The organism is Neptuniibacter sp. PT8_73 (genome assembly GCF_047778045.1).
Lineage (GTDB): Bacteria > Pseudomonadota > Gammaproteobacteria > Pseudomonadales > Balneatricaceae > Neptuniibacter.
The window spans coordinates 922,943-944,139 of sequence record NZ_CP180545.1 but is presented as its reverse complement, the minus strand read 5'-3'; the positions used below and the strand labels follow the sequence as shown (position 1 = coordinate 944,139).

Sequence of the window (21,197 nt, the reverse complement as noted above, 5' to 3'; positions counted from 1 at the left end):
AAAATTTAACCCAACAAAAATTAACTCTTTGATTTCAATTAGTTATATAAATCAATAAAATTTTTTAAACTTTTAAGAATTAATTAATGCAATATTGACAAGGGAAAAAACTGGCTGTGTAAAAGAACACGACAGAAACGGCGAATCCTAAAAAGAGACGCCGTTTGGTACAACTAATAAAGATATTTAATTAGGCGTAGAACGGTAATGTTCACGAACCTTACGAGTTTTGTTACCCACTTTACGAGTGTGAGCGGGTACATGAACTTTTTTCTTTCCGCTTTGGGTTTTAGCCATGGCTATTTTCCTCAAAGTTATGAAGAACACCTAGACACCAAGCTCGACTAACGGGATAATTCACATGCACACTCCAGTTAATCTTACTGGCCCTCTTCAGAAAGTTCTTCGGACTTCTGTTAGAGGATTTGCAAGCCTCATAAGTTGCAGCTTATGGGGCTTTTTAATTTTTTCTCTGACTTACTCGTCCGGCATCTCTAATTCGATATGTGTTTTCGGGATACAGCAGCAAGTGAGGACTTCGTCATCCTGCAGGTCCAATAAGCTCTCTTGAACATATTGAACTTCACCTTCAATCAGGCGAACTTTACAACAGCCGCAGTATCCACCGCGGCAGTTGTATGGCGCTGGAATCTCTTGTGCTTCCAGCGCGTCGAGTAAGGTTGGTTCGTACTGATAGTAGAACGTATGGTGATGGTTAACTTTGATGCGTGATGGGCCAGACATGCGCTTGCCTCTTATAGATCAAAGCCGTCGAAATCACCTTCATCTACCTCGTTGTCGATCTGACCTACAAGGTAAGAGCTGATCTCCGCTTCCTGCGGTGCCACTTGAACGTTGTCACTGATCAACCACGCATTCATCCACGGCAGTGGGTTTTGACGTGATGGGAAGATCTCTTCCAAGTTCAACGCTTTCATACGTACGTTAGTGATGTACTCAACGTAGTCAGATAGGATCTGAGCGTTAAGACCGATCATCGAACCTTCACGGAACAGGTACTCAGCCCAATCTTTCTCTTGTTGAGCTGCTTCTTTAAAGATGGCGTAAACCTCTGGTTCACACTCTTTAGCAATCTCTTTAAAGACTGGATCATCAGCGCCAGATGCCATGATGTTTAGCATATGCTGCGTGCCCGTTAGGTGCAGCGCTTCATCACGGGCGATCAGTTTAATGATCTTAGCGTTACCTTCCATGATCGCACGCTCTGCAAAGGCAAAAGAACATGCAAAACTTACGTAGAAACGGATCGCTTCTAGTACGTTGATAGATACTAACGTTAGGTAAAGTTTCTTCTTAAGGTTACGCATAGACGTGTCGTAAACCTTGCCATCAACCGTATGTAGACCTTCACCGTGAATGCTGTAAACACTGGATAGGTTGATGAACTCATCGTACAAACGTGTCACAGAATCCGCACGGCGAATGATCTCTGGGTTTGTCACGATCTGATCGAATACTTCAGACGGTTCAGTGATGATATTACGAATAATATGCGTGTAAGAGCGGCTGTGAATCGTTTCACTAAACGCCCAAGTCTCGAACCATGTTTCCAACTCAGGTATAGACACGACAGGTAGAAAGGCAACGTTAGGTGAACGTCCTTGAACAGAATCAAGTAGCGTCTGGTACTTCAAATTGCTCAAGAAAATATGCTTTTCGTGCTCCGGCATATTCATAAAATCTTTACGGTCAGTCGATAGATCGACCTCTTCTGGACGCCAGAAGAACGACAGCTGCTTTTCAATCAGCTTTTCAAAGATTGGATATTTTTGTCTGTCGTAACGAGCAACGTTTACGCTTTTACCGAAAAACATCGGCTCTTTAGTTGCATCGTGAGTACTGTGACTGAACGTAGTGTACGCCATCGGAGTGTTCGTTCCTGAAACCTGGATAAATCTAGTTATATTGCCTGCCACATTGTGACAGGCGCTCTACTCTGAGTGGTCAGTGGATAGCGGCAAACCTATTACAGTTTGCACGCACCACCTTCACAACCCCCGTCATCTGCTTGGTCAGAAGCACCATCACGGGTGTTATGGTAATAAAGGGTTTTGACACCGTATTTGTATGCCGTAAGCAGATCTTGAAGAAGCTGCTTCATCGGTACTTTGTCGTTCGGGAACAACGAAGGATCGTAGTTAGTATTTGCAGAGATAGACTGATCCACAAACTTCTGCATGATACCAACAAGTTGAAGGTAACCGGTGTTATTTGGAATATCCCAAAGCAGCTCATACTGGTCGCGTAGCTCGGTGTAACCCGGAACAACCTGCTTCATGATGCCATCTTTACTCGCCTTAACCGATACGTAACCACGTGGTGGCTCGATACCGTTAGTCGAGTTAGTGATCTGTGAAGATGTTTCACATGGCATTAGCGCTGTTAGGGTACTGTTGCGTAGACCAAACTCTTTGATGTCTTCGCGCAGTGTTTCCCAGAAGTAGTGCAGTGGCTCTTCACAGAACTCATCTACTTCGCGCTTATAAGTGTCGATTGGTAGCAAGCCTTTCGAGTAAACAGTCTCGTCAAACTTAGGACAAGCGCCGCGCTCTTTAGCTAGCTCGTTGGAAGCTTTCAGTAGGTAGTACTGCACCGCTTCAAATGTTTTGTGTACAAGTCCATTTGCAGAACCATCGGAGTACTTAACGCCGTTCTTCGCTAGGTAGTACGCGAAGTTAGTCACACCCACGCCTAGAGGACGACGGTTCATTGTCGATGTATGCGCTGCTGGAATTGGGTAATCCTGATAATCCAATAGGTTATCCAACGCACGAACGATCAGATCAGCTAGGTTATCTAGCTCATCTAGGTTCTCTAGGGCACCTAGGTTAAACGCAGACAGCGTACAAAGTGCGATCTCACCTTCTGGATCATTCACATGCTGCAACGGTTTAGTTGGCAATGCGATTTCCAAGCAAAGGTTAGACTGCTTAACAGGTGCAACAGCCGGATCAAATGGACTGTGCGTATTACAGTGGTCAACGTTCTGAATGTAGATACGACCCGTCTGCGCACGCTCTGCCGCAAGGATACCGAACAGCTCAACCGCTTTGATTGTTTCTTTACGGATATTTGGATCGTTCTCGTATTGAACGTATAGACGCTCAAACTCATCTTGATCAGCAAAGAAGGCTTCGTATAGGCCCGGCACTTCGTGCGGGCTGAACAATGTAATGTCGCCGCCTTTGATCAAACGAGTGTACATTAGCTTGTTGATCTGTACGCCATAATCAAGGTGACGTACACGGTTCTCTTCAACACCACGGTTGTTTTTAAGAACCAATAGAGATTCAACTTCTAAGTGCCAAATTGGGTAGAACAGCGTTGCCGCGCCACCACGAACACCACCTTGAGAGCATGATTTCACAGCTGTCTGGAAGTGCTTATAGAATGGAATACAACCGGTGTGGTACGCCTCACCATTACGGATTGGGCTACCTAGTGCACGAATACCACCAGCGTTGATACCAATACCTGCACGCTGAGATACGTATTTAACAATCGATGCAGATGTTGCATTGATAGAGTCTAGGCTGTCACCTGTTTCAATCAGTACGCATGAGCTGAACTGACGTGTAGGTGTACGCACACCCGCCATGATTGGCGTAGGCAGAGATAGCTTGAATAGAGAAGTCGCATCGTAGAAACGCTTAACGTAATCCAGACGCGCTTCTTTCGGGTAATCCGCGAACAGGCAAGCTGCCACTAGCATGTAAAGAATCTGTGGGCTTTCGTAAACTTCGCCAGTTACACGGTTCTGGACAAGGTACTTACCTTCCAGCTGTTTAACTGCAGAGTAAGAGAAGTTCATATCACGTTTGTGATCTAGGTAGTCGTTTAAAACGCCCCACTCTTCTTCTGTGTAATCTGCGATTAGATGTTTGTCATAACGGCCCGCTTCAACCTGTGTTGCAACATGTTGGTACAGGTGCGGTGGCTCGAACTGACCAAATGCACGCTTGCGCAAATGGAAGATAGCCAAGCGAGCAGATAGGTATTGGTAATCAGGAGCATCTTCCGAAATAAGATCGGCAGCCGACTTGATTAGCGTCTCATGGATATCGAAGGTTTTCATACCCTCGAAGAACTGTAAGTGAGCTTTAAGCTCAACTTCTGACGGTGATACTGCGTTTAATCCTTCAGCGGCCCAGATTACAACTTTGTGGATCTTTTCTAGATCAAGCTGTTCTTGCCGACCATCCCTTTTCGTAACCATCAGATCTTGCTGCATGCGACCTTCCAAATAACACTCAGATATATTTGTAATTATGATCCTGCTTTTAACCCTGAACTTGCCGTTAAAATCTGGCAAAAGCACGAAAAGTAACGCGATCATGCGGGCTGCAGGTTTTAGACTCTACTCTGTCAAGAGGCACTACATGTGGTGCTTCAAGTCATTTAAGACACTAAATATAGTGATATGAGAGTTGAATGCAACTCTTGATTTTGGATTTTTTAGAGTGTAGGCGAGCACCTGAAATTAGCGAAATCATTGATATGACGGGGCTTTCAGGGGAACTAATTATTTTTACTGCAATCCAACTTTTTTTTATTTTTTTGACCCATGGCAAATCGTCAAACTCCGTGCCAAATTTTGGTGCAAATTTAAAGTGTGATGTGCGCTTTTGACCGACAATATCCGAGTACCGTTCTAGGACAAAATCCTGTATAATTTGCAGCCAATTTTAAGCTTAAAGCAGAGGTAGCCTAAATGCGTTTAGCAGAAATGGAAGCAATTGCTCTGAACATTGGTCTTGCAGTATTTGCTGGTTTTATATTCTTTATCATTTACGATCTAGCAAAAAAATCCAACGCAGGTAAATTCGGTACTGCCATTTTATTTTTTGCCCTAGGCTTAGGCTTGGCTGCCTTCTTGGTAAAAACTGTCGTTGTAGAGATGATGGGCGGGGCCGCATAGCCACCCTCATATTTAGTTAGGTTTCGGTTTCTTTAATGTATTCTCACTAATATGTTCCAGCGATCCAGAACTCGGATCTACAACATAAGCCTTACCGAAACCTACGACATAACGCCCCTGCTGCGGTTTTAATCTAAACAGATGAAAATCTGGCAGGGAACGTAACATCCCCACAACATTCCCAAAATTCCCTTCTAAATCATCCAACACTACTTGATACGCATCATCTTGATTATCAACACGTTCAGATAAACAGCTATAGATAAGACGCTCACGCGCAAAGAGATTCTGCGACTGTTCCTCATCGGTAATAAACATCACAGAACATTCATTGTTAACTAACAAACTCTGGGTATGCGCTGCTAACTCACTAATGAAGATATAAAAGCTCCCCTGCTGATCTTTCACATAGGGCGCATAACTAATTTCAGGGAACCCTTCGGCACTCAAAGTCGACAGCAACAAGGTCTTCTTACTTTGCTGCAATCGTTTGCAGGCTTCATCTGGTGTTGCTTGGCCTTCTTTATGCTCTGACATAAGGTCCCCTCGTATTCACTCCAAAGTCGTACAGTTTCTAACCATTTATTTCTTCAGACTGGAAAACACCAGCCGATAAATAAAATACAACAGTTATGCGAATCATAGCTATACTGGCAGTACTGGTAAGGTGATTATCATGGGCGATTCAAAAGTGCTTATACGTCATCCCGATGAGTTCCCAATCGAACTCAAGCTCCAAGAGACCAATTCGGTTTCTACACTCCCCTCTTCACTCCAACTTATCTGTCACTCACCTACACCATTCCATTTGGGTGAGAATATTCAAATCAAAATTCCTAGCATTGCTGAAAATCTAGAGGTTTATGGCGTTATCCAAAGCTGTGACGACACCCCTCAAGGCTATGAACTAGGAATAACCTTTAACAACTCGGACGCGCTGATACGTATTCGCATGTTAGAGCAGCTTTGTTATATACAACGCTATAGGAGTCATGTACTGAACGAAGAGGGCCGCGAGCTCTCAGATCAAGATGCTGCGCTTGAGTGGATTGGAAAATACGCACACCTTTTTCCAACAACAAATTAAAAGCCTCTCTGTTAAGAAGCCGTTATAATGCATCTTTCTGACTTTTATGGATGACTACAAAGATGCAACAGAAGAGCGTACAAGTCGCAGATTTTGAAATTGCCAACGACAAACCGATGGTGCTATTTGGCGGCATGAACGTACTGGAATCCCGTGATTTAGCCATGGAGATTGCCGAACATTATGTCACTGTTACTGAAAAGCTAGGCATCCCTTACGTTTTTAAAGCATCGTTCGATAAAGCAAACCGCTCCTCCTTAACCTCTTTCCGTGGTCCCGGTTTAGATGAAGGTCTTAAGATCCTTCAAGAGATCAAAGACACATTCAAAGTGCCTTTGATTACTGATGTGCACGAGCCATTCCAAGCAGCACCTGCTGCCGAAGTCTGCGATATCATCCAGCTTCCAGCTTTTCTGTCACGTCAGACAGATCTGGTAGAAGCAATGGCTAAAACCGATGCAGTTATCAACATTAAGAAAGCACAGTTCCTAGCGCCACAAGAGATGAAACATATCCTGCACAAGTGTGAAGAAGCAGGTAACGATCGTCTGATCTTATGTGAACGTGGTTCTTGCTACGGCTACAACAACTTAATCGTTGATATGCTGGGCTTCTCTATCATGAAAGAGTTTGGCTACCCCGTTATGTTTGATGCGACGCATGCTCTACAGATGCCAGGCGGCCGTGCCGATTCTGCCGGTGGTCGTCGCGCACTTGCAGCGCAACTTTCTCGCGCGGGCCTTTCTCAGGGCATAGCCGGTCTATTCCTAGAAGCTCACCCAGATCCAGAAAAAGCGAAATGTGATGGCCCTTGCGCTCTACCTCTAAGCACGCTTGAAGCCTATCTAACTCAGATGAAAGCCGTAGATGATCTAGTTAAAAACTTCCCCCCTCTAGATACTTCTATCTAAGCATAAATTGCCAAAACCAAGGAAGCTTTAAGCTTTTCGAAGCTTCCTTGGCTTTATAAATCAAAGTGTTCCACAAAAAAGTCGCAAAATAGTGCTAACCAAGATGGCTGGCCTTGTCTATGATATGCACATGGATAAGGAACAGGATCAGTCTTTATGAGCGACTCGGCAGAAACCATTTATGATGCTTTACAGGAAGGAACTCTCCTTGGCCCTGAGCATCATCGCTTTAAGCTTATCAAACACAACAGTCCTCATCCGTTTGGACAACTCTGGCAAGCAGAAGATGTAGGTGTTGCCGGCAACCCTTTAGTTACTCTGCTGATCCTAAATCCAAGCTTCCTGAAACAAAATAGCTTTGCCGAAAATATCAAAAAACATGCAGCGCTCAGCAAGCAACTGCAAAATAAGCATATTGCAGAATGCTACGGTTTCTTCAGTCATAAAGGCGGACTACTTTTCCTTTCCTACGAAAAACTTGATGGCCTGACTCTAGCGAGCTTGATCAAGAAAGGTAATTCGCTTCAGCCTAATCAACAGTTAGGCCTGATCAGACAAGTCGCTTATGCCATCGATATGGGCTTTCAAAAGTTACGAAAGCCACATGCCTGTTTAGATAGCGAAACGATCTTTATCAATCGCAAAGGCGGTGTAAAGCTCACACTTTTTGCCGTACGTGAATGCTATGAAGCGATCGCAGCCTTTAGCAAAGAGCCTTTCCATTATCAGCAATATCAATCTCCTGAAGCTTTCCACCCGGGTAAATTGAGCCGCAAAACCGACGTATATTCTTACGCCTGCATTTTGTATGAGTTATTCACCGGAAAGCCGGCTTTTAAAAGTAACGAAGGCGAAGCCGATCGAGTTCGAAAGCAACTAGATCAGCCTTCCGGTTTAGATGATGAACAGTGGGAGGTTCTGCAAAAGGCGCTTTCAACCGATTTAGAAGAACGTCCGCCTAACTGTACGGAGCTGGTTAAAGCCCTCTTCCCTCCACAAAAAGAGGAAGAAGCCGCCCCTGTTGAATCAGAAAGCTCAGAAGAAGCTGAAGCGATAGCCAACGCATCGTCAAGCGATGATGTAGAGAGCGAAGAACTTACATCAGAAGAGAGCAAACCCTCTTTAAAAGATAAACTTACAGGCGCCTTAAAACTGCCTAAGATGCCTAAAACAGCGCTTTATACTATTGCCGGATCGGTGCTATTTATCAGCGGCTATCTGCTTGGTTGGTTTATCTCTGACTTTATGAACTTCAAAGAGAAGGACTTTCAGGCTCTGCAAATTAAGAAGCAGCAAGAAGCCTTGCAGCAAATGTACGATTCTTTGCAAGCTCAACAAGAACTTCACAATAAGCAGAAACAAGAACTTCGCTCACTTAAAACAAATAAAGCCATTCTGGAACATGATTTAGAAGCGGCGATGAAAAAGCTCAACAATCAAGAACCGGATGAGCCAGGCCAACAGCTGTTTAAGGATCAGATCTCCGACACTCTTTATGGGCCAGATATGGTGGTGTTACCTTCAGGTGACTTCCGCATGGGTGATCAAGCCGGTATTGGTGACGACAATGAAAAACCAGTGCATGTTGTCAGCATCAAGAAGCCTTTCGCTCTTTCTCGCTTTGAAGTGACCTTCGCCGAATACGATGCCTTTGCCAAAGCGACCCGCAGGGCCCTTCCTGATGACCGTGGTTGGGGGCGAGGTAATCGTCCTGTGATCAACGTAACTTGGCGCGATGCAGTTGCTTATACAAAATGGCTCAGCGGAGAAACTGGCCAGCCTTATCGCCTTCCAACTGAAGCTGAGTGGGAATATGCCGCTAGAGCTGGCAGCTTGACCACTTATTGGTGGGGTGATGAGCTGAAAGAAAATATGGCTGCCTGCTCCGGTTGTGGAAGCCAATGGGACGGTCAACAAACGGCTCCTGTCGGCAGTTTCCCTGCCAACGAATGGGGACTTCACGACATGACCGGTAACGTTGATGAATGGGTTGCGGATTGTTATCTCGAAAACTATTCGTCTGCTCCAATAGATGGCTCAGCTTACGAGGAGCGCGCTTGTAAAAATAGAGTGATGCGCGGCGGCTCTTGGTTTGAGATCGAGCGTTTAATTAGGCCTGCCAGTCGCTACCGCCATCCGATCGATTCTAAACGCAATAGCTGGGGATTCCGTGTTGCTTTAGATCTAGACTAGAACGGGTTTCAGGCCTAATTGCTCAGCCCCAGTTAAGCCTGACGTTGCCTTAATGGACTAAAGATTCAGGGACAATATTGATATGAACAAAAGCCAATCATACCTTTGCTTGCTTGTAGCGGGCCTTCTGCCATTAACTGCTCAAGCGGCAGACGCTCTTCAAATCAGTTCCGAGCAACGTAAGTCACTTAATCTAACGCTGTATAACCAAAACTTGGGTTTAGTTAGAGAAACACGCCAACTTCCACCACTACGTACTGATCAGAAAATCACACTGGAAGATGTCAGTGAACAGCTCCAAGTCGAAAGCTTACGGATTGATAATGCCGGAAAAATTTTAGAGCAAAACTTAAATACTAACCTGCTGAACCAACGCAATTTGCTGAAACATTATGTAGGTAAGCAGCTACAACTAGCGCGCTTAAACCCTGTCTCAGGCCAAGAAGTTATTAGTCAGGTGGAGTTGCTCAATATGGACGGTAACCGCGCTCTGATTAAGCGCAACAACCGTTTTGAAAGTATCCCGCTTAATAATCAGTGGCGATTCATTTTCCCTAGCCTACCGCCACAGCTATTGAGCAAGCCAAGCGTAAACTTCCGCACCGCTGGCACATCGAAGTCACAACTCTCTCGTATTAGTTATCTTACAGGCGGTTTAAATTGGGGCATGGACTACGTTTTAACCCTGAATGAAGCAGGTAATAAAGCCTCCCTAGACGGACTTGCTAGTTTAACCAACAATACCGGTGCGGATTACAAAGACACACAAATCTCACTCGTTGCTGGCAGCCTAAATAACCCTGGCAGTAATCGCCATGCAGAGATGCTACAGGCCGATTTTGCAGTCGGTGCTATGGCTCGTTCAGCGCCTAAAACCATGGCACAAGAGAGTTTAGGTGACTTCCATCTATTCGATCTCCCTCGCAAGGTAGACTTGCTAAATGGGCAAGTAAAACAGGTATCTTTCCTAACAGCCAAAGAGATCCCTGTAGCGCGTAGCTATAACTATGAATTCTTGATCTATCCAACCTTGGAACGCAATCAGCATCGAGTAAAACCTCAACTGACGTTGACCTTTAAAAACGATAAAGAGAGTAATCTAGGCACTCCATTACCTGCTGGTAAAGTGCGCACGTTTACCCCTGACAGCAAAGGCTCACTGCAGTTTGCCGGAGGCGGTAATATTGGACATACAGGTGAAAACGATGAAGTTAAGATCCAGCAAGGCAAAGCCTTCGATGTATCTATCCACCGTAAGCAAACCCATTTCAGCAAGACCTTTAACGGCTTTATGGTTGCGCAGGAGTTGAAAATCAGTAACAGCCGTACCACCGCTGCAAAATTAGAAATGACTGGCAATTTCCCGCTACAATGGGCGATGAAAGAGAGTAGCCACCCATTTGAAAAAGTGATGGGCGGTAGTGCACGCTGGAAATTGGAAGTACCTCCTCAAGGCGAAGTGACTCTGAAATTTAAAGTTCAAATGGAAAAACGATAACACTTTGCCCGATTCATTTTGTGAAGGCTGCGGCTTAGCAATTCGCTATTGCTGCTGCAGCCAAATTACACCTCAAGGTAGCCAATTAGAGTTAGCATTGCTGCTACACGAAAATGAGCCGCCGCGCCTAACAACCACCAGCAAGATTATCCAAAAGGTTTTGCCTGATAGCTCAACCTATATCTGGCAACGTACCGACCCGCCGCAAGACTTAATCGATCGTATTCAAGATAAGAATACCGATGCTTGGCTGCTATTCCCTGCAGACCGCCCCGAGCTTGTTAGTCGAAGCAAGAAATTCACAGGGAGTACACCAGATAGAAAAAACCTGATCATTATTCCAGACGGTACATGGAAAGAGGTACGTAAGATCGTTCGCAAAAGCCCGTGGCTATCCGACTTACCATTGTTGGCATTCGATCCAGAAACCCCAAGCCGTTACGACCTGCGCCGTAATCCTGATAAGGACCATCTCTGCACCGCTGAAACCGTCACCGAACTGTTAAAACTCAATAATGAAAATAGCGCCGCAGACGAGTTAGATCGAACCTTTGAGATTTTTATTACTCAATACAAACGATCTAAACAGAACTAGCCAACCGATAATTATGGAGAGAATAAATGCCTATCACCGGTGAATGTTTTTGTGGTGAAGTGACTTACCGTATTGATGGCAACTTAAAAGATGGCCGCTCCTGTCATTGCTCTCGCTGCCGCAAGTTATTTAACGCTCAAGCTTCTGCTGTTGCTTTTATCGAACCGGATCAGTTCAAATGGACAAGTGGAGAATCCCTTTTAACCTCATACACTAACCAACAAGGTTACGGCGTAAAATTCTGCAAGAAGTGCGGGTCAACCTTGTGTACCGTACACAATGATCAGGTATTACAGGTTACTTTAGGTTGCGTAAATGGTGCCCCTGAAATCGAGATTGGCCAGCACATATATGTAGGCTCAAAAGCGCGCTGGGAAGTTATGCCTGAAAGTGTCAATCAGTTTGAGGCAGGCCCATCAAAATAGATGGGCAACAGCGTAGTTAATACTGAAATTTCCATCGTAGTCATAACTTTGATAGCTTAAGCAAAACCTCTACAAAGGCGTTATCCCAAATGGATTTAAAGGATAAACAGTCAACTAATAAGCAGTCTCCCTACCCAATTCTGATTATAGGAGGCTACGGTAACTTTGGTAAAAAAATCACTGAAACATTGGCCAAGGAAGCCAATATCCAAGTGATTATTGCTGGTCGCAATGAAAGAAAAGCGGAGGCTTTAGCTAAGCAGTTATCCACGACCGCCATAAACCCGCTTAAAACCTTAGCACTCGAGATCAACTCTGCTGATATCTCAGACCAGTTGAGTATCAGCACTGCCAAGTTAGTTATCCACACATCAGGCCCATTTCAAGCACAAGGGTATAATGTTGCTGAAGCCTGCATCGATGCTGGTATTCATTATATTGATCTTGCCGATGGACGATTATTTGTTGAAGGCTTTGAAAGCCTAAATGATCAAGCACAACAGCAATCCGTAATTGCAATTACAGGGGCAAGCAGTGTCCCTGGTTTATCATCTGCAGTGATTGAGCATTACAAATCGCGCTTTAAATCCTTACAAGAGCTCAACTATGGCATCGCCCCTGGAAATCAAACTGAACGTGGAGAAGCGACGGTTAAAGCCATTCTTAGTTATAGCGGCTTGAACTTCAAACGTTGGCAAGACAACCGCTGGCAAGATGTAAGAGGCTGGCAGAACACGCATCGACATAACTTCCCATCTCCCATCGGCAGCCGCTGGTTGGCCAACTGCGACATCCCTGATCTGACTCTTTTTCAGCAACGCTATCCAGGGTTAGAGTCGATCCGTTTTTATGCAGGATTAGAGCTGAGCTTTTTACATTTAGGCTTATGGAGCCTTTCCTATCTCGCTCGCTTTAAATTTATTAAAAACCTTGCGCGTTATTCACGCCCTTTAACCTTGATAAGCACTTGGGTGCAACAATTAGGATCTGATGTGGGCGGCATGTATATGGAACTCAGAGGGATAAACCACAAAAATGAACCTCAACGCATTATATGGAATCTAATTGCCGAGAGTGGCGATGGGCCTTACATTCCAACGATTGCCTCAATTATTCTGGCGAAGAAAATAGCTAAGGGTCAGTTGTCAGAAACTGGCGCGCAGGCTTGCGTAGGTTTATTTACACTTGAGGAGTTCACAAAGGAAGTTGAAAACTGGGATATCCACCAACAGGTTTTAGAAAATGACTGAACAAAGTCCAACAGAGCCACAACTCCCTCCCTATATGGAGAAGCATGACAAAGTCATTCTATTTGATGGAGTTTGTAAACTCTGTAATGGCTGGGCAAATTTCATTATCAGTCATGATAAAACTCGCCAATTCAAACTCTGCTCAGTGCAATCTGAGCAGGGGCAGGCCATTCTCGAACACTTTGGATATCCCCGTTCATTTTACGAAACCATGCTCTATGTCGAAGGTGAACAATGTTTTGAAAAGAGCGACGCCTTCTTAAATATCGTCGCGCAGCTTGGCTACCCTTGGAAAGCACTTAACCTCTTTAGAATACTACCCGCCGTTTTACGTAACTGGTTGTACGATCGAATTGCTCTGAATCGCTACAAACTCTTTGGTAAGTATGATTACTGCCGCCTTCCCCCTCCCGACTATCAAGGTAGATTTCTGGATGACCACTAATTTGATTTGCCGCCTAACTTTGGGTGTACTGTTTATCTATCACGGTTTAGTCCCAAAAATAATTTGGTTAAGCGAAATAGAAAAGCAATTGGTAGAAGCGGGAGGTTTTACTAGAGAGGATGCAACATTTCTATCACCCGCGGCGGGGTCCGCTGAGGTTGTTTTAGGCTTGATGATTATCTTTTTAAGAAAGCACCTATTCCCAGTATATTTGGCAGCTTTCTCTTTGGTCGGTTTACTGGGTTTTGTTGCAGCAGTTCGCCCCGATTTGCTCATAGAAGCATTCAACCCCGTTTCCACTAACCTGATGGGGCTGGTATTTTGCTATCTGATTATCCGCAGCCATTCAGAACAATCCCGCTAAAGTTGAGACTGTTTAGCCTGCCACTGCTTTACTAGCTCTTGATTTGGTTCTTGATCTAGCTCGCCATCGGTATAGATATCGACCAAGCGACGAACAGCAAGCTGATGCGCCTGCTCGGCTGCTTGTGTGTAAAACTTTAGCGCCTTGGTCGGGTCAGGCTGAAAATAATGCTCAAAGCCCTCTTCGAAGATTTTACCCATTTGATACTGCGCTTTTGCATCACCTTTTTCCGCCGCCTGCTGCAAATAGATCCCACCCTGAATGCGGTTTTGTACGCCATCTCCACGGAAATGCAGTAAATGACCATAGACCGATAATGCTTTTTTATGGCCGTTATCTGCTGAAAAACGGAACAGTTTCATCACAAAATTATGTTTTTTCTCTGAGCGCTGTTTTATCGATGAACGGAACAACGTATAAGCGATAGTAAAGATAAGAGGCGCTAGAAGGCGATTAAATGCACGCATTATAAGACCCTAAAAAGGCAATTGGGATAGAGAAAATAATACCATCATCGGCCCTAAAGATTGTAAATATCACCAAAGATAGAAAAAGCCTTGATCAGCGCAGCAATTCTGAGATACAACTTCTAGACTTGATATCGAATAAAAGACGCGACATATATTCATTTTAGATATATCGCCTAATAAAAAGGATTAAACAGGGTAGCAGAATGAAGATTTACGAAGATAACTCCCTCACTATTGGTAACACTCCGCTCGTTCACCTTAAGCGTTTTGCTCCAGGCCTGAATATTTTCGGAAAGATCGAATCTCGCAACCCAGCTGGCTCCGTAAAATGTCGTATCGGCGCAAACATGATCTGGTCTGCTGAAAAGAGTGGTGCCCTAAAACAGGGTATGACCATGGTTGAGCCAACCAGTGGTAACACAGGTATTGCACTAGCTTTCGTAGCAGCGTCTCGTGGCTACGACATTGTCTTCACTATGCCTTCTTCTATGAGCCTTGAGCGCCGTAAGATCATGAAAGCACTAGGTGCAACGATCGTTCTGACAGAACCTGCTAAAGGTATGAAAGGTGCAATTGATAAAGCACAAGAGATCGTGGATGCGAATCCAGGTACTCACATGATGCTGCAGCAGTTTGAAAACCCGGCTAACCCAGAAATCCACGAAAAAACAACAGGCCCAGAGATCTGGAACGACACAGACGGCCAAGTGGATATCCTAGTCGCAGGTGTAGGTACAGGTGGTACGATCACTGGTACTTCTCGTTATATCAAAAACACTCAAGGCAAAGCGATCACATCCGTTGCGGTTGAACCTGTTTCTTCACCAGTTATTACACAGACGATTAACGGCGAAGAAGTTAAACCATCTCCGCATAAGATTCAGGGTATTGGCGCTGGCTTTGTTCCGAAAAACTTAGACCTAGAACTAGTTGATCAGGTTGAGCAGGTAAGCAACGAAGATGCTATTGAAACAGCACGCCTGCTAATGGAAAAAGAAGGCATCATGGCAGGTATCTCTTGCGGTGCTGCGCTATGTGCTGCGCTTCGTGTTGCGCAACAGCCTGAAAACAAAGATAAGAACATCGTTGTTATCCTTCCAGATTCTGGCGAACGTTACCTATCTTCAGCTCTGTTTGAAGGCATGTTCACAGATAACGAAATGGTGCAGTAAGTCTTACTAAAAGAGTTCGCATAAACGAAAAAGCCAGCATCTTAGCTGGCTTTTTTATTAACTGATTTTCAGATCAATTTAATATTTCACGGATCTTGTCAGGGGAAGGAAATTCATCTAAGTGTTCGGCCTGTATCTTTCGATCACTTGTTTTAATTACATTGAACCAAGACGCCTTTCTTTGCTTACCTTGATAGCATCCATCAATTTCGTAATTCTCCCCATCAACGGTGACAACCGCAATTGCTCGGGTTCTTACAGTAGGCTGCATGGTATCGACTCTTTTTATAAGCATGCCCTTAAGCCTAGCCCAAACTCAGTCACCCTGCTTATTAATCAACCAACGACTCAAGAAACGAAGCCGACGGTGCGAATAGTGCATGCCCTGTGACCGCACGAGTATATTTCAAAAGGTGATCAGTATGACCATGACCATCACCCTCGATCATGCTTTGCAGCATCAGTGTAAAGTTATCCGGTGTACGGCAGTAACTAGCGAAAAGTAACCCGCACGTCTGAGTATCACCGTAAGGCATACTATGCCTGAGTATTTCGATGGAGTTGCCATCAGCATCTTTTAGCGAAGTCCGTTTGGTATGCGCTGTGAGTGCTTTTTCTGAGGATGGGTACTCAATGTTATCCGTTTTAGTTCGCCCGACAGTATCTTCCTGCAGTTTAGTTGGCTGAGCGTTCCAGAATGGCATATTGTGCTCGTAGCGTTGAATATGAATATACGAACCGCCACTAAACTGGGCATCCTCTTCACCTACAACCGCCACACTGACTCGGTTATCTCCTTCAGGGTTTTCAGTACCATCGACAAAACCAGTAAGATCGCGCGAATCCAGATATCTAAAGCCTTCGACCTCTTCAACTAGCGTTACCGCATCAGCTAGCTCCTCTCGAAGCTTCTGCGCAACTAAAAAGTTAAGGTCTTTCCCTTGAGATCGAATATGGAAAAACAGATCTACAGGTGTATTAGGTGCAATGTTTTCACCATTTTCAAAATTTGGGAATGGCTTAAGAGCACTCGGTGCCGGTCCAATCTGCAGTTGCGACCAATAGTGGCTACCGATCGCAGCAACGATATGAATCTCACCATCTGGATGACTTTGGTTAAATTCACGCTCAAGGCTAGGTACCTTTGCTAGTAGCTGTTTTACCCTGCTTAACGCATCTGCTGTTCGAGTTTGATTAAACGTCAGAAAAAGAGCAAATGGGCTGGCCTCTGCAATCACACCCTTTTGATACTGCGCCATAACAATGTCCTCAAAATCCCCTCAATAATTACCATCACAGTATAGAGGGATCTTACCATTGCCAACATTGATTTAAATTGATCGCTTCAATAGATCTTTTAAATAGTGTTTTAAAAATATTATGTAAGGGAATTTTCAGCAACATTCAAAGTCACACTTAAAACACGCTTTTAATGAACAGTAATGAATGATGATAAACAAATTCTTAGCAACAGCCAGCCTATGGCTTTTCAGTACCCTAGCTATTGCAGCCCCAAGTGCCGAACTTTGGGATTTTTGGCTTAAACATGATCAATCAAGCACAGCCACTATCAACCATTCTGCTTGGGACCGAACCCTTCAACGCTATGTTAAGCGCTCTTCTGATGGCATCAATCTGATCAACTACGCCAATGTATCTAAAGCAGATAGAACTGAACTTAAAGCTTATCTACAGAACCTGGCTGACATTAATATTCATCAATACAACCGCGCTGAACAGCAAGCTTATTGGATCAATTTATATAACGCGCTGACGGTTGATGTGATTCTGGATCATTACCCCGTGAAGTCGATTCGGGATATCGATATTTCACCGGGCTTTTTCAGCGATGGTCCGTGGAAAAAACAACTGCTAGCAGTGAATGGGAAACAACTAAGCCTAGACGATATTGAACATCGCATTCTCCGCCCTATTTGGAAAGACCCACGCATCCACTATGCCGTTAATTGTGCATCAATCGGCTGCCCAAACCTTCAACCGCAGGCCTTTACCGCAGACAATAGCGAACAACTTCTAAATCAAGGCGCTAAGGATTATATCAACCACCCTCGAGGCGCACGCTTTGAAGGTAAGGAACTGCACCTTTCCAGTATCTATAAGTGGTTTAAAGAGGATTTCGGCAACAGCGAAAGTGAGCTGATCGAGCACCTAAAGCAATACGCCAATGCTGATCTAAAAGAGAAACTGAAACACACTACAGAGGTTTCAGACTATCACTACGACTGGAATCTTAATGAGATTGGTAGATAAATTTAGGACTTAGTCGCAATTGGACGAGCTGGATCTCTGATCCACTCGCTCCAAGAACCACTATAAACCCGGCTACCGCTCAATCCCGCAATTTCCATCGCCAATTGATTGTGACAAGCTGTCACACCGGAGCCACACATGTGAACAACGGCTTCGACCGATTTACCGCCTAAGACGCTTAACCACTCTTCACGAAGCTGAGCTGCAGGCTTAAATTTACCCTCGGCTAAGTTATCAGTCAGTGGACGGTTTAAAGCACTTGGAACATGACCAGCGATAGGATCGATTGGCTCCACTTCGCCTCTATAGCGCTCGGCTGCACGAGCATCAACAAGATAGATGGACTGAGCATCAAGTGCCTGTTCAACCTCTGAGACCGTCAGATTCTGATTTTGCTGCAACGAGGATGTATAAGCAGTAGAAGTCGGTTGTGGGATATGATCATTTAACTCACCGCTTAGCAACTGCCAAGCAGGTAGACCACCATCCAACACCGCTACCGCTTTATGCCCCACCAAACGTAACAACCACCAGCAACGCGCCGCCATGGCCCCAGCACAATCGTCATAAACAACGACTTGAGTGTTATTGCTCACTCCCGACTGCACTAAACGAGCGACAAACCGTTCTAAATCAGGCAACGGATGTCGTCCTGTTTCTGGTGTAATCGACGAGGACAGATCCTGATCAAGATCGAGATAGATCGCCCCTGGAATATGCCCTTCAAGGTAGGCATTTTTACCCGCCGAGGTATCCGCTAAGTTAAAACGACAATCAAAAACCACCCAATCAGATTCTGATATGTGATTCTGAAGCTCTTCGGCGTTAACGATTGTCGTAAACATATTTAACTTAGCCTTTTTAGATTTATAGGTAAGCTGCTAGCTCTTCTTGAAGTAGATCAAGCTCGTTCTGAGCTTTCTGCTTCTGCTTTTTCTTCAAGCCTTCAACCTGAGCCGTTTTCTCAGCAATAACAGATTGCGCAGCCGCAGCTTTATCATCAGCTTGCTCAACTTGCTCAAGCAGAGGTTTAAGCTGCATCAAAATACCGCGACGACGGCCTTCTTCTGCACGTGCGATCTCTTCTGCAGACTTCTCTTTCTTCTTTTTAACTTCCGTCTTCGCTTCTGGTACGTAAGTTAATGGACGGATACCAGCCGCAATACGCGCTTTATCCATCAACGGCACAGTGATTTCACGTGCTTTCGCTGCACCTTTCTGTAGAACCTCTTCCACTTCACCAAGATCGTTCATCAACTCGTTGTAGCGAGCACGTGGAGCAGACAGTTTTGCGTCTAGGAACTCAAATAGTTCCTTCTTCGCATCACCCCAACCGATACCGTTTTCGAACTGCTTGCGCATTGCAGCTGCTTCATTTTCATTAGCAAAGCAGTTGTATAGCTGGAAGATTGTGCTGTTATCAGCATCTTTAGGCTCGCCCGGCTCGCGCGTATCCGTTTTGATCTGCTTAATCAACTTATATAGCTCATCAGCAGAAGCAAACAACGGAATCGTGTTGTCGTAGCTTTTCGACATCTTACGACCATCCAGACCCGGAATTAGCTGAGTCTGCTCATCCACTACCGCTTCTGGCAATGTGAATAGGTTTTCGTAAGTGTGGTTAAAACGGCCCGCCATATCACGTGCCATCTCAATGTGTTGAATCTGATCCTTACCTACTGGAATAAGATCGGCATTAAACATCAAGATGTCAGCTGCCATTAGGATTGGGTAGCTGAACAGACCCATGGTGATGCCATCATCCAGATCGCTGCTACCCGCATCGCGGTTAGCATCAACAGAAGCTTTGTAAGCGTGAGCACGGTTCATAAGACCTTTAGAACACATGCAGGTTAGAATCCACGTTAGTTCCGTGATCTCAGGGATATCTGTTTGGCGGTAGAACGTCGCTTTATCTGTATCTAAGCCTAGTGCCAACCAAGTCGCTGCGATCTCACGCGTTGACTGAGCAACACGCTCTGGATCGTGGCACTTAATTAATGCGTGGAAATCAGCTAGGAAATAGCAGTTGTTGTACTCACCTGTCTGACTCATTTCGATGGCAGGCTTAATCGCACCCAAGTAATTCCCAATGTGAGGTGTACCTGTAGTAGTGATACCCGTCAGAACAGTTTTCTTATCCATTATTCACTTCTCTAATATGCATGGCGTTGCCCGCTATAAAAAATGTGGCAACTCAATATATGTCACTAATTTAATGGCGGTTATAATACCGAAAAAACGTGGAGGTTGCCCCCATAACCCTCACTATTCCTTTGCTGTTTCTTGTATCCACCCAATGTCGAGATGACAGCGCTGCTAGGTTAGGGCTTAATAGGCCTACAACAATAACAATACTGAGAATTTTATGACTGATTCTATCGCTTCCTGGGTTACTTTATCCGCTCTGTTTGCCAGTGCCGGCTGGTACATTTTTCAAAGCCCTGAGCGTAATCTCAATGCAATCGTAATGTGTGTAATGTCGGGCATTTTATGCCTGTTTGGCGGTTTCCTTATTTCTGGTCTTTTAATGAAGATCACCGGCACGTTAGAAAACCCATTGATTCCAGCGCTACTCGTCTGTGTTGGCACAGCCATCTGCACTGTTGCTCATACGCTTTACAAGAAACGAACCGCCTCTTAATTGCAGATGATTCGATCCAGAAAAGGCCATATTAAAAATGGCCTTTTTTGTATCTACAGACAGGGTTATTATCTATAGACTTTTTACTGCAAAGATAGATTCTTCCTATGCTGATTGTCGTATCACCTGCCAAAACTCTGGATTATGAAACTGCCCCTGTCACTGAAACATACAGCCAGCCAGAGTTTCTTGATCATTCCCAACTTCTCATTGATGAACTGAAAAAGCATTCCGTACAGGATATTGCTCAGATGATGAAGTTGAGCGACAAACTAGCCAGTTTAAACGTTGCCCGTTATGAATCATGGACACCTGAATTCAATACTGAGAACGCTAAACAAGCAGTTCTAGCATTTAAAGGTGATGTATACACAGGGTTAGACGCTGAAACCTTATCGGAAGAAGACCTAGCTTTTGCACAGGATCACCTACGCATCCTTTCAGGTCTTTATGGCGTGTTGAAACCGCTCGATCTGATGCAACCCTATCGCTTAGAGATGGGCACAAAGCTGTCGAATAGCCGCGGTAAAAACCTATACGAATTCTGGGGTACTCAGATCTGTGAGCGATTGAATCAAGAGCTTTCTGAGCAGAAAGAGCAGGTACTGATCAACCTTGCTTCTAATGAGTACTACAAAGCAGCTAAAGAGAAAAACATCTCCGCACGTATCATTACACCAGCGTTTAAAGACTGGAAGAATGGTCAATATAAGATGATCAGCTTCTACGCTAAAAAAGCTCGAGGTTTGATGACCCGCTACATTATTCAAAACAAGATCGAAAACCCTGAAGACTTAAAAGGCTTTGATCTTGAAGGTTACCGTTTCGCTGAGAGCATGTCTGAAGGCGATACTTGGACATTCATCCGCGATCACGAAGAGTAAACCTCTTCGCTTATCCCAGATACAAAAAAGCCAAAGCATATTGCTTTGG

At 44.7% G+C, this 21,197-nt stretch carries 23 protein-coding genes; 14 read left to right on the top strand and 9 right to left on the bottom strand.

Features of this window, described 5'->3' with window-relative positions:
• Nucleotides 1-477: 477 nt before the first annotated feature.
• From yfaE to nrdA, 3 genes are all read right to left on the bottom strand, one after another.
• On the bottom strand, nt 478-744 hold the full coding sequence (yfaE, locus tag ACMXYN_RS04175; RefSeq protein WP_415883701.1) for a class I ribonucleotide reductase maintenance protein YfaE: 267 nt from the start codon (nt 742-744) through the stop codon (nt 478-480).
• 11 nt (nt 745-755) lie between these two features.
• Nucleotides 756-1,886 (bottom strand): class Ia ribonucleoside-diphosphate reductase subunit beta, encoded by a 1,131-nt coding sequence (nrdB, locus tag ACMXYN_RS04170; RefSeq protein WP_415883700.1) that lies wholly within the window; start codon nt 1,884-1,886, stop codon nt 756-758.
• A 101-nt stretch (nt 1,887-1,987) separates the two neighbouring features.
• Nucleotides 1,988-4,252: a class 1a ribonucleoside-diphosphate reductase subunit alpha gene (nrdA, locus tag ACMXYN_RS04165; protein ID WP_415893624.1), complete on the bottom strand. Its 2,265-nt coding sequence runs from the start codon at nt 4,250-4,252 to the stop codon at nt 1,988-1,990.
• Nucleotides 4,253-4,732: 480 nt separating this feature from the next.
• Here nrdA and ACMXYN_RS04160 point away from each other — a divergent pair, with 480 nt between their 5' ends.
• A complete protein-coding gene (locus ACMXYN_RS04160) occupies nt 4,733-4,939 on the top strand; it encodes a DUF2788 domain-containing protein (protein ID WP_415883698.1) in 207 nt (68 codons plus the stop codon).
• A gap of 12 nt (nt 4,940-4,951) precedes the next feature.
• Here ACMXYN_RS04160 and ACMXYN_RS04155 read toward each other — a convergent pair whose 3' ends face one another.
• Nucleotides 4,952-5,476 carry a HugZ family protein gene (locus ACMXYN_RS04155; protein WP_415893623.1) on the bottom strand — a complete coding sequence of 175 codons (525 nt, stop codon included), beginning with the start codon at nt 5,474-5,476 and terminating at the stop codon, nt 4,952-4,954.
• A 139-nt stretch (nt 5,477-5,615) separates the two neighbouring features.
• Here ACMXYN_RS04155 and ACMXYN_RS04150 point away from each other — a divergent pair, with 139 nt between their 5' ends.
• The 9 genes from ACMXYN_RS04150 to ACMXYN_RS04110 all read left to right on the top strand — a co-directional run bounded on the left by ACMXYN_RS04150 (nt 5,616) and on the right by ACMXYN_RS04110 (nt 13,707).
• Complete coding sequence (locus tag ACMXYN_RS04150) at nt 5,616-6,026, top strand: hypothetical protein (protein ID WP_415893622.1); 411 nt, start codon at nt 5,616-5,618, stop codon at nt 6,024-6,026.
• A gap of 62 nt (nt 6,027-6,088) precedes the next feature.
• Nucleotides 6,089-6,937 carry a 3-deoxy-8-phosphooctulonate synthase gene (kdsA, locus tag ACMXYN_RS04145; RefSeq protein ID WP_415893621.1) on the top strand — a complete coding sequence of 283 codons (849 nt, stop codon included), beginning with the start codon at nt 6,089-6,091 and terminating at the stop codon, nt 6,935-6,937.
• Between the two features lie 156 nt (nt 6,938-7,093).
• Nucleotides 7,094-9,130 (top strand): SUMF1/EgtB/PvdO family nonheme iron enzyme, encoded by a 2,037-nt coding sequence (locus ACMXYN_RS04140; protein ID WP_415893620.1) that lies wholly within the window; start codon nt 7,094-7,096, stop codon nt 9,128-9,130.
• An 82-nt stretch (nt 9,131-9,212) separates the two neighbouring features.
• Nucleotides 9,213-10,628, top strand: coding sequence for a DUF4139 domain-containing protein (locus tag ACMXYN_RS04135; protein WP_415893619.1), 1,416 nt, complete (start codon nt 9,213-9,215; stop codon nt 10,626-10,628).
• Nucleotides 10,629-10,632: 4 nt separating this feature from the next.
• Complete coding sequence (locus tag ACMXYN_RS04130) at nt 10,633-11,223, top strand: tRNA-uridine aminocarboxypropyltransferase (protein WP_415893618.1); 591 nt, start codon at nt 10,633-10,635, stop codon at nt 11,221-11,223.
• A gap of 26 nt (nt 11,224-11,249) precedes the next feature.
• Complete coding sequence (locus ACMXYN_RS04125) at nt 11,250-11,648, top strand: GFA family protein (RefSeq protein WP_415893617.1); 399 nt, start codon at nt 11,250-11,252, stop codon at nt 11,646-11,648.
• A gap of 89 nt (nt 11,649-11,737) precedes the next feature.
• Nucleotides 11,738-12,898 carry a saccharopine dehydrogenase NADP-binding domain-containing protein gene (locus tag ACMXYN_RS04120; RefSeq protein ID WP_415893616.1) on the top strand — a complete coding sequence of 387 codons (1,161 nt, stop codon included), beginning with the start codon at nt 11,738-11,740 and terminating at the stop codon, nt 12,896-12,898.
• A complete protein-coding gene (locus ACMXYN_RS04115; protein WP_415893615.1) occupies nt 12,891-13,343 on the top strand; it encodes a thiol-disulfide oxidoreductase DCC family protein in 453 nt (150 codons plus the stop codon). The genes ACMXYN_RS04120 and ACMXYN_RS04115 overlap by 8 nt, the downstream gene beginning before the upstream one ends.
• Entirely contained in the window at nt 13,333-13,707 is a 375-nt protein-coding gene (locus ACMXYN_RS04110) for a DoxX-like family protein (protein WP_415893614.1), read from the top strand. The genes ACMXYN_RS04115 and ACMXYN_RS04110 overlap by 11 nt, the downstream gene beginning before the upstream one ends.
• Here the strand turns inward: ACMXYN_RS04110 and ACMXYN_RS04105 are convergent.
• Nucleotides 13,704-14,174 (bottom strand): tetratricopeptide repeat protein, encoded by a 471-nt coding sequence (locus ACMXYN_RS04105; protein ID WP_415893613.1) that lies wholly within the window; start codon nt 14,172-14,174, stop codon nt 13,704-13,706. The genes ACMXYN_RS04110 and ACMXYN_RS04105 overlap by 4 nt on opposite strands.
• 206 nt (nt 14,175-14,380) lie before the next feature.
• On the opposite strand from ACMXYN_RS04105, the gene cysK reads away from it, so the two are divergent.
• Nucleotides 14,381-15,349, top strand: coding sequence for a cysteine synthase A (cysK, locus tag ACMXYN_RS04100; RefSeq protein ID WP_415887160.1), 969 nt, complete (start codon nt 14,381-14,383; stop codon nt 15,347-15,349).
• 73 nt (nt 15,350-15,422) lie between these two features.
• On the opposite strand, the gene ACMXYN_RS04095 is transcribed toward cysK, so the two are convergent.
• Nucleotides 15,423-15,644, bottom strand: coding sequence for a hypothetical protein (locus ACMXYN_RS04095; RefSeq protein WP_415887158.1), 222 nt, complete (start codon nt 15,642-15,644; stop codon nt 15,423-15,425).
• Nucleotides 15,645-15,681: 37 nt separating this feature from the next.
• Nucleotides 15,682-16,608, bottom strand: coding sequence for a Dyp-type peroxidase (locus tag ACMXYN_RS04090; RefSeq protein ID WP_415893612.1), 927 nt, complete (start codon nt 16,606-16,608; stop codon nt 15,682-15,684).
• A 187-nt stretch (nt 16,609-16,795) separates the two neighbouring features.
• On the opposite strand from ACMXYN_RS04090, the gene ACMXYN_RS04085 reads away from it, so the two are divergent.
• Nucleotides 16,796-17,620 (top strand): DUF547 domain-containing protein, encoded by an 825-nt coding sequence (locus ACMXYN_RS04085; RefSeq protein WP_415893611.1) that lies wholly within the window; start codon nt 16,796-16,798, stop codon nt 17,618-17,620.
• A gap of 2 nt (nt 17,621-17,622) precedes the next feature.
• On the opposite strand, the gene ACMXYN_RS04080 is transcribed toward ACMXYN_RS04085, so the two are convergent.
• Together ACMXYN_RS04080 and ACMXYN_RS04075 are read right to left on the bottom strand one after the other, a co-directional pair.
• A complete protein-coding gene (locus tag ACMXYN_RS04080) occupies nt 17,623-18,465 on the bottom strand; it encodes a sulfurtransferase (protein ID WP_415893610.1) in 843 nt (280 codons plus the stop codon).
• A gap of 22 nt (nt 18,466-18,487) precedes the next feature.
• Nucleotides 18,488-19,765: a tryptophan--tRNA ligase gene (locus ACMXYN_RS04075; protein WP_415893609.1), complete on the bottom strand. Its 1,278-nt coding sequence runs from the start codon at nt 19,763-19,765 to the stop codon at nt 18,488-18,490.
• A gap of 223 nt (nt 19,766-19,988) precedes the next feature.
• Here ACMXYN_RS04075 and ACMXYN_RS04070 point away from each other — a divergent pair, with 223 nt between their 5' ends.
• Together ACMXYN_RS04070 and yaaA are read left to right on the top strand one after the other, a co-directional pair.
• Nucleotides 19,989-20,264: a hypothetical protein gene (locus ACMXYN_RS04070; protein ID WP_415883680.1), complete on the top strand. Its 276-nt coding sequence runs from the start codon at nt 19,989-19,991 to the stop codon at nt 20,262-20,264.
• A 107-nt stretch (nt 20,265-20,371) separates the two neighbouring features.
• Nucleotides 20,372-21,148 (top strand): peroxide stress protein YaaA, encoded by a 777-nt coding sequence (gene yaaA / locus ACMXYN_RS04065; protein ID WP_415883679.1) that lies wholly within the window; start codon nt 20,372-20,374, stop codon nt 21,146-21,148.
• Nucleotides 21,149-21,197 lie beyond the last annotated feature (49 nt).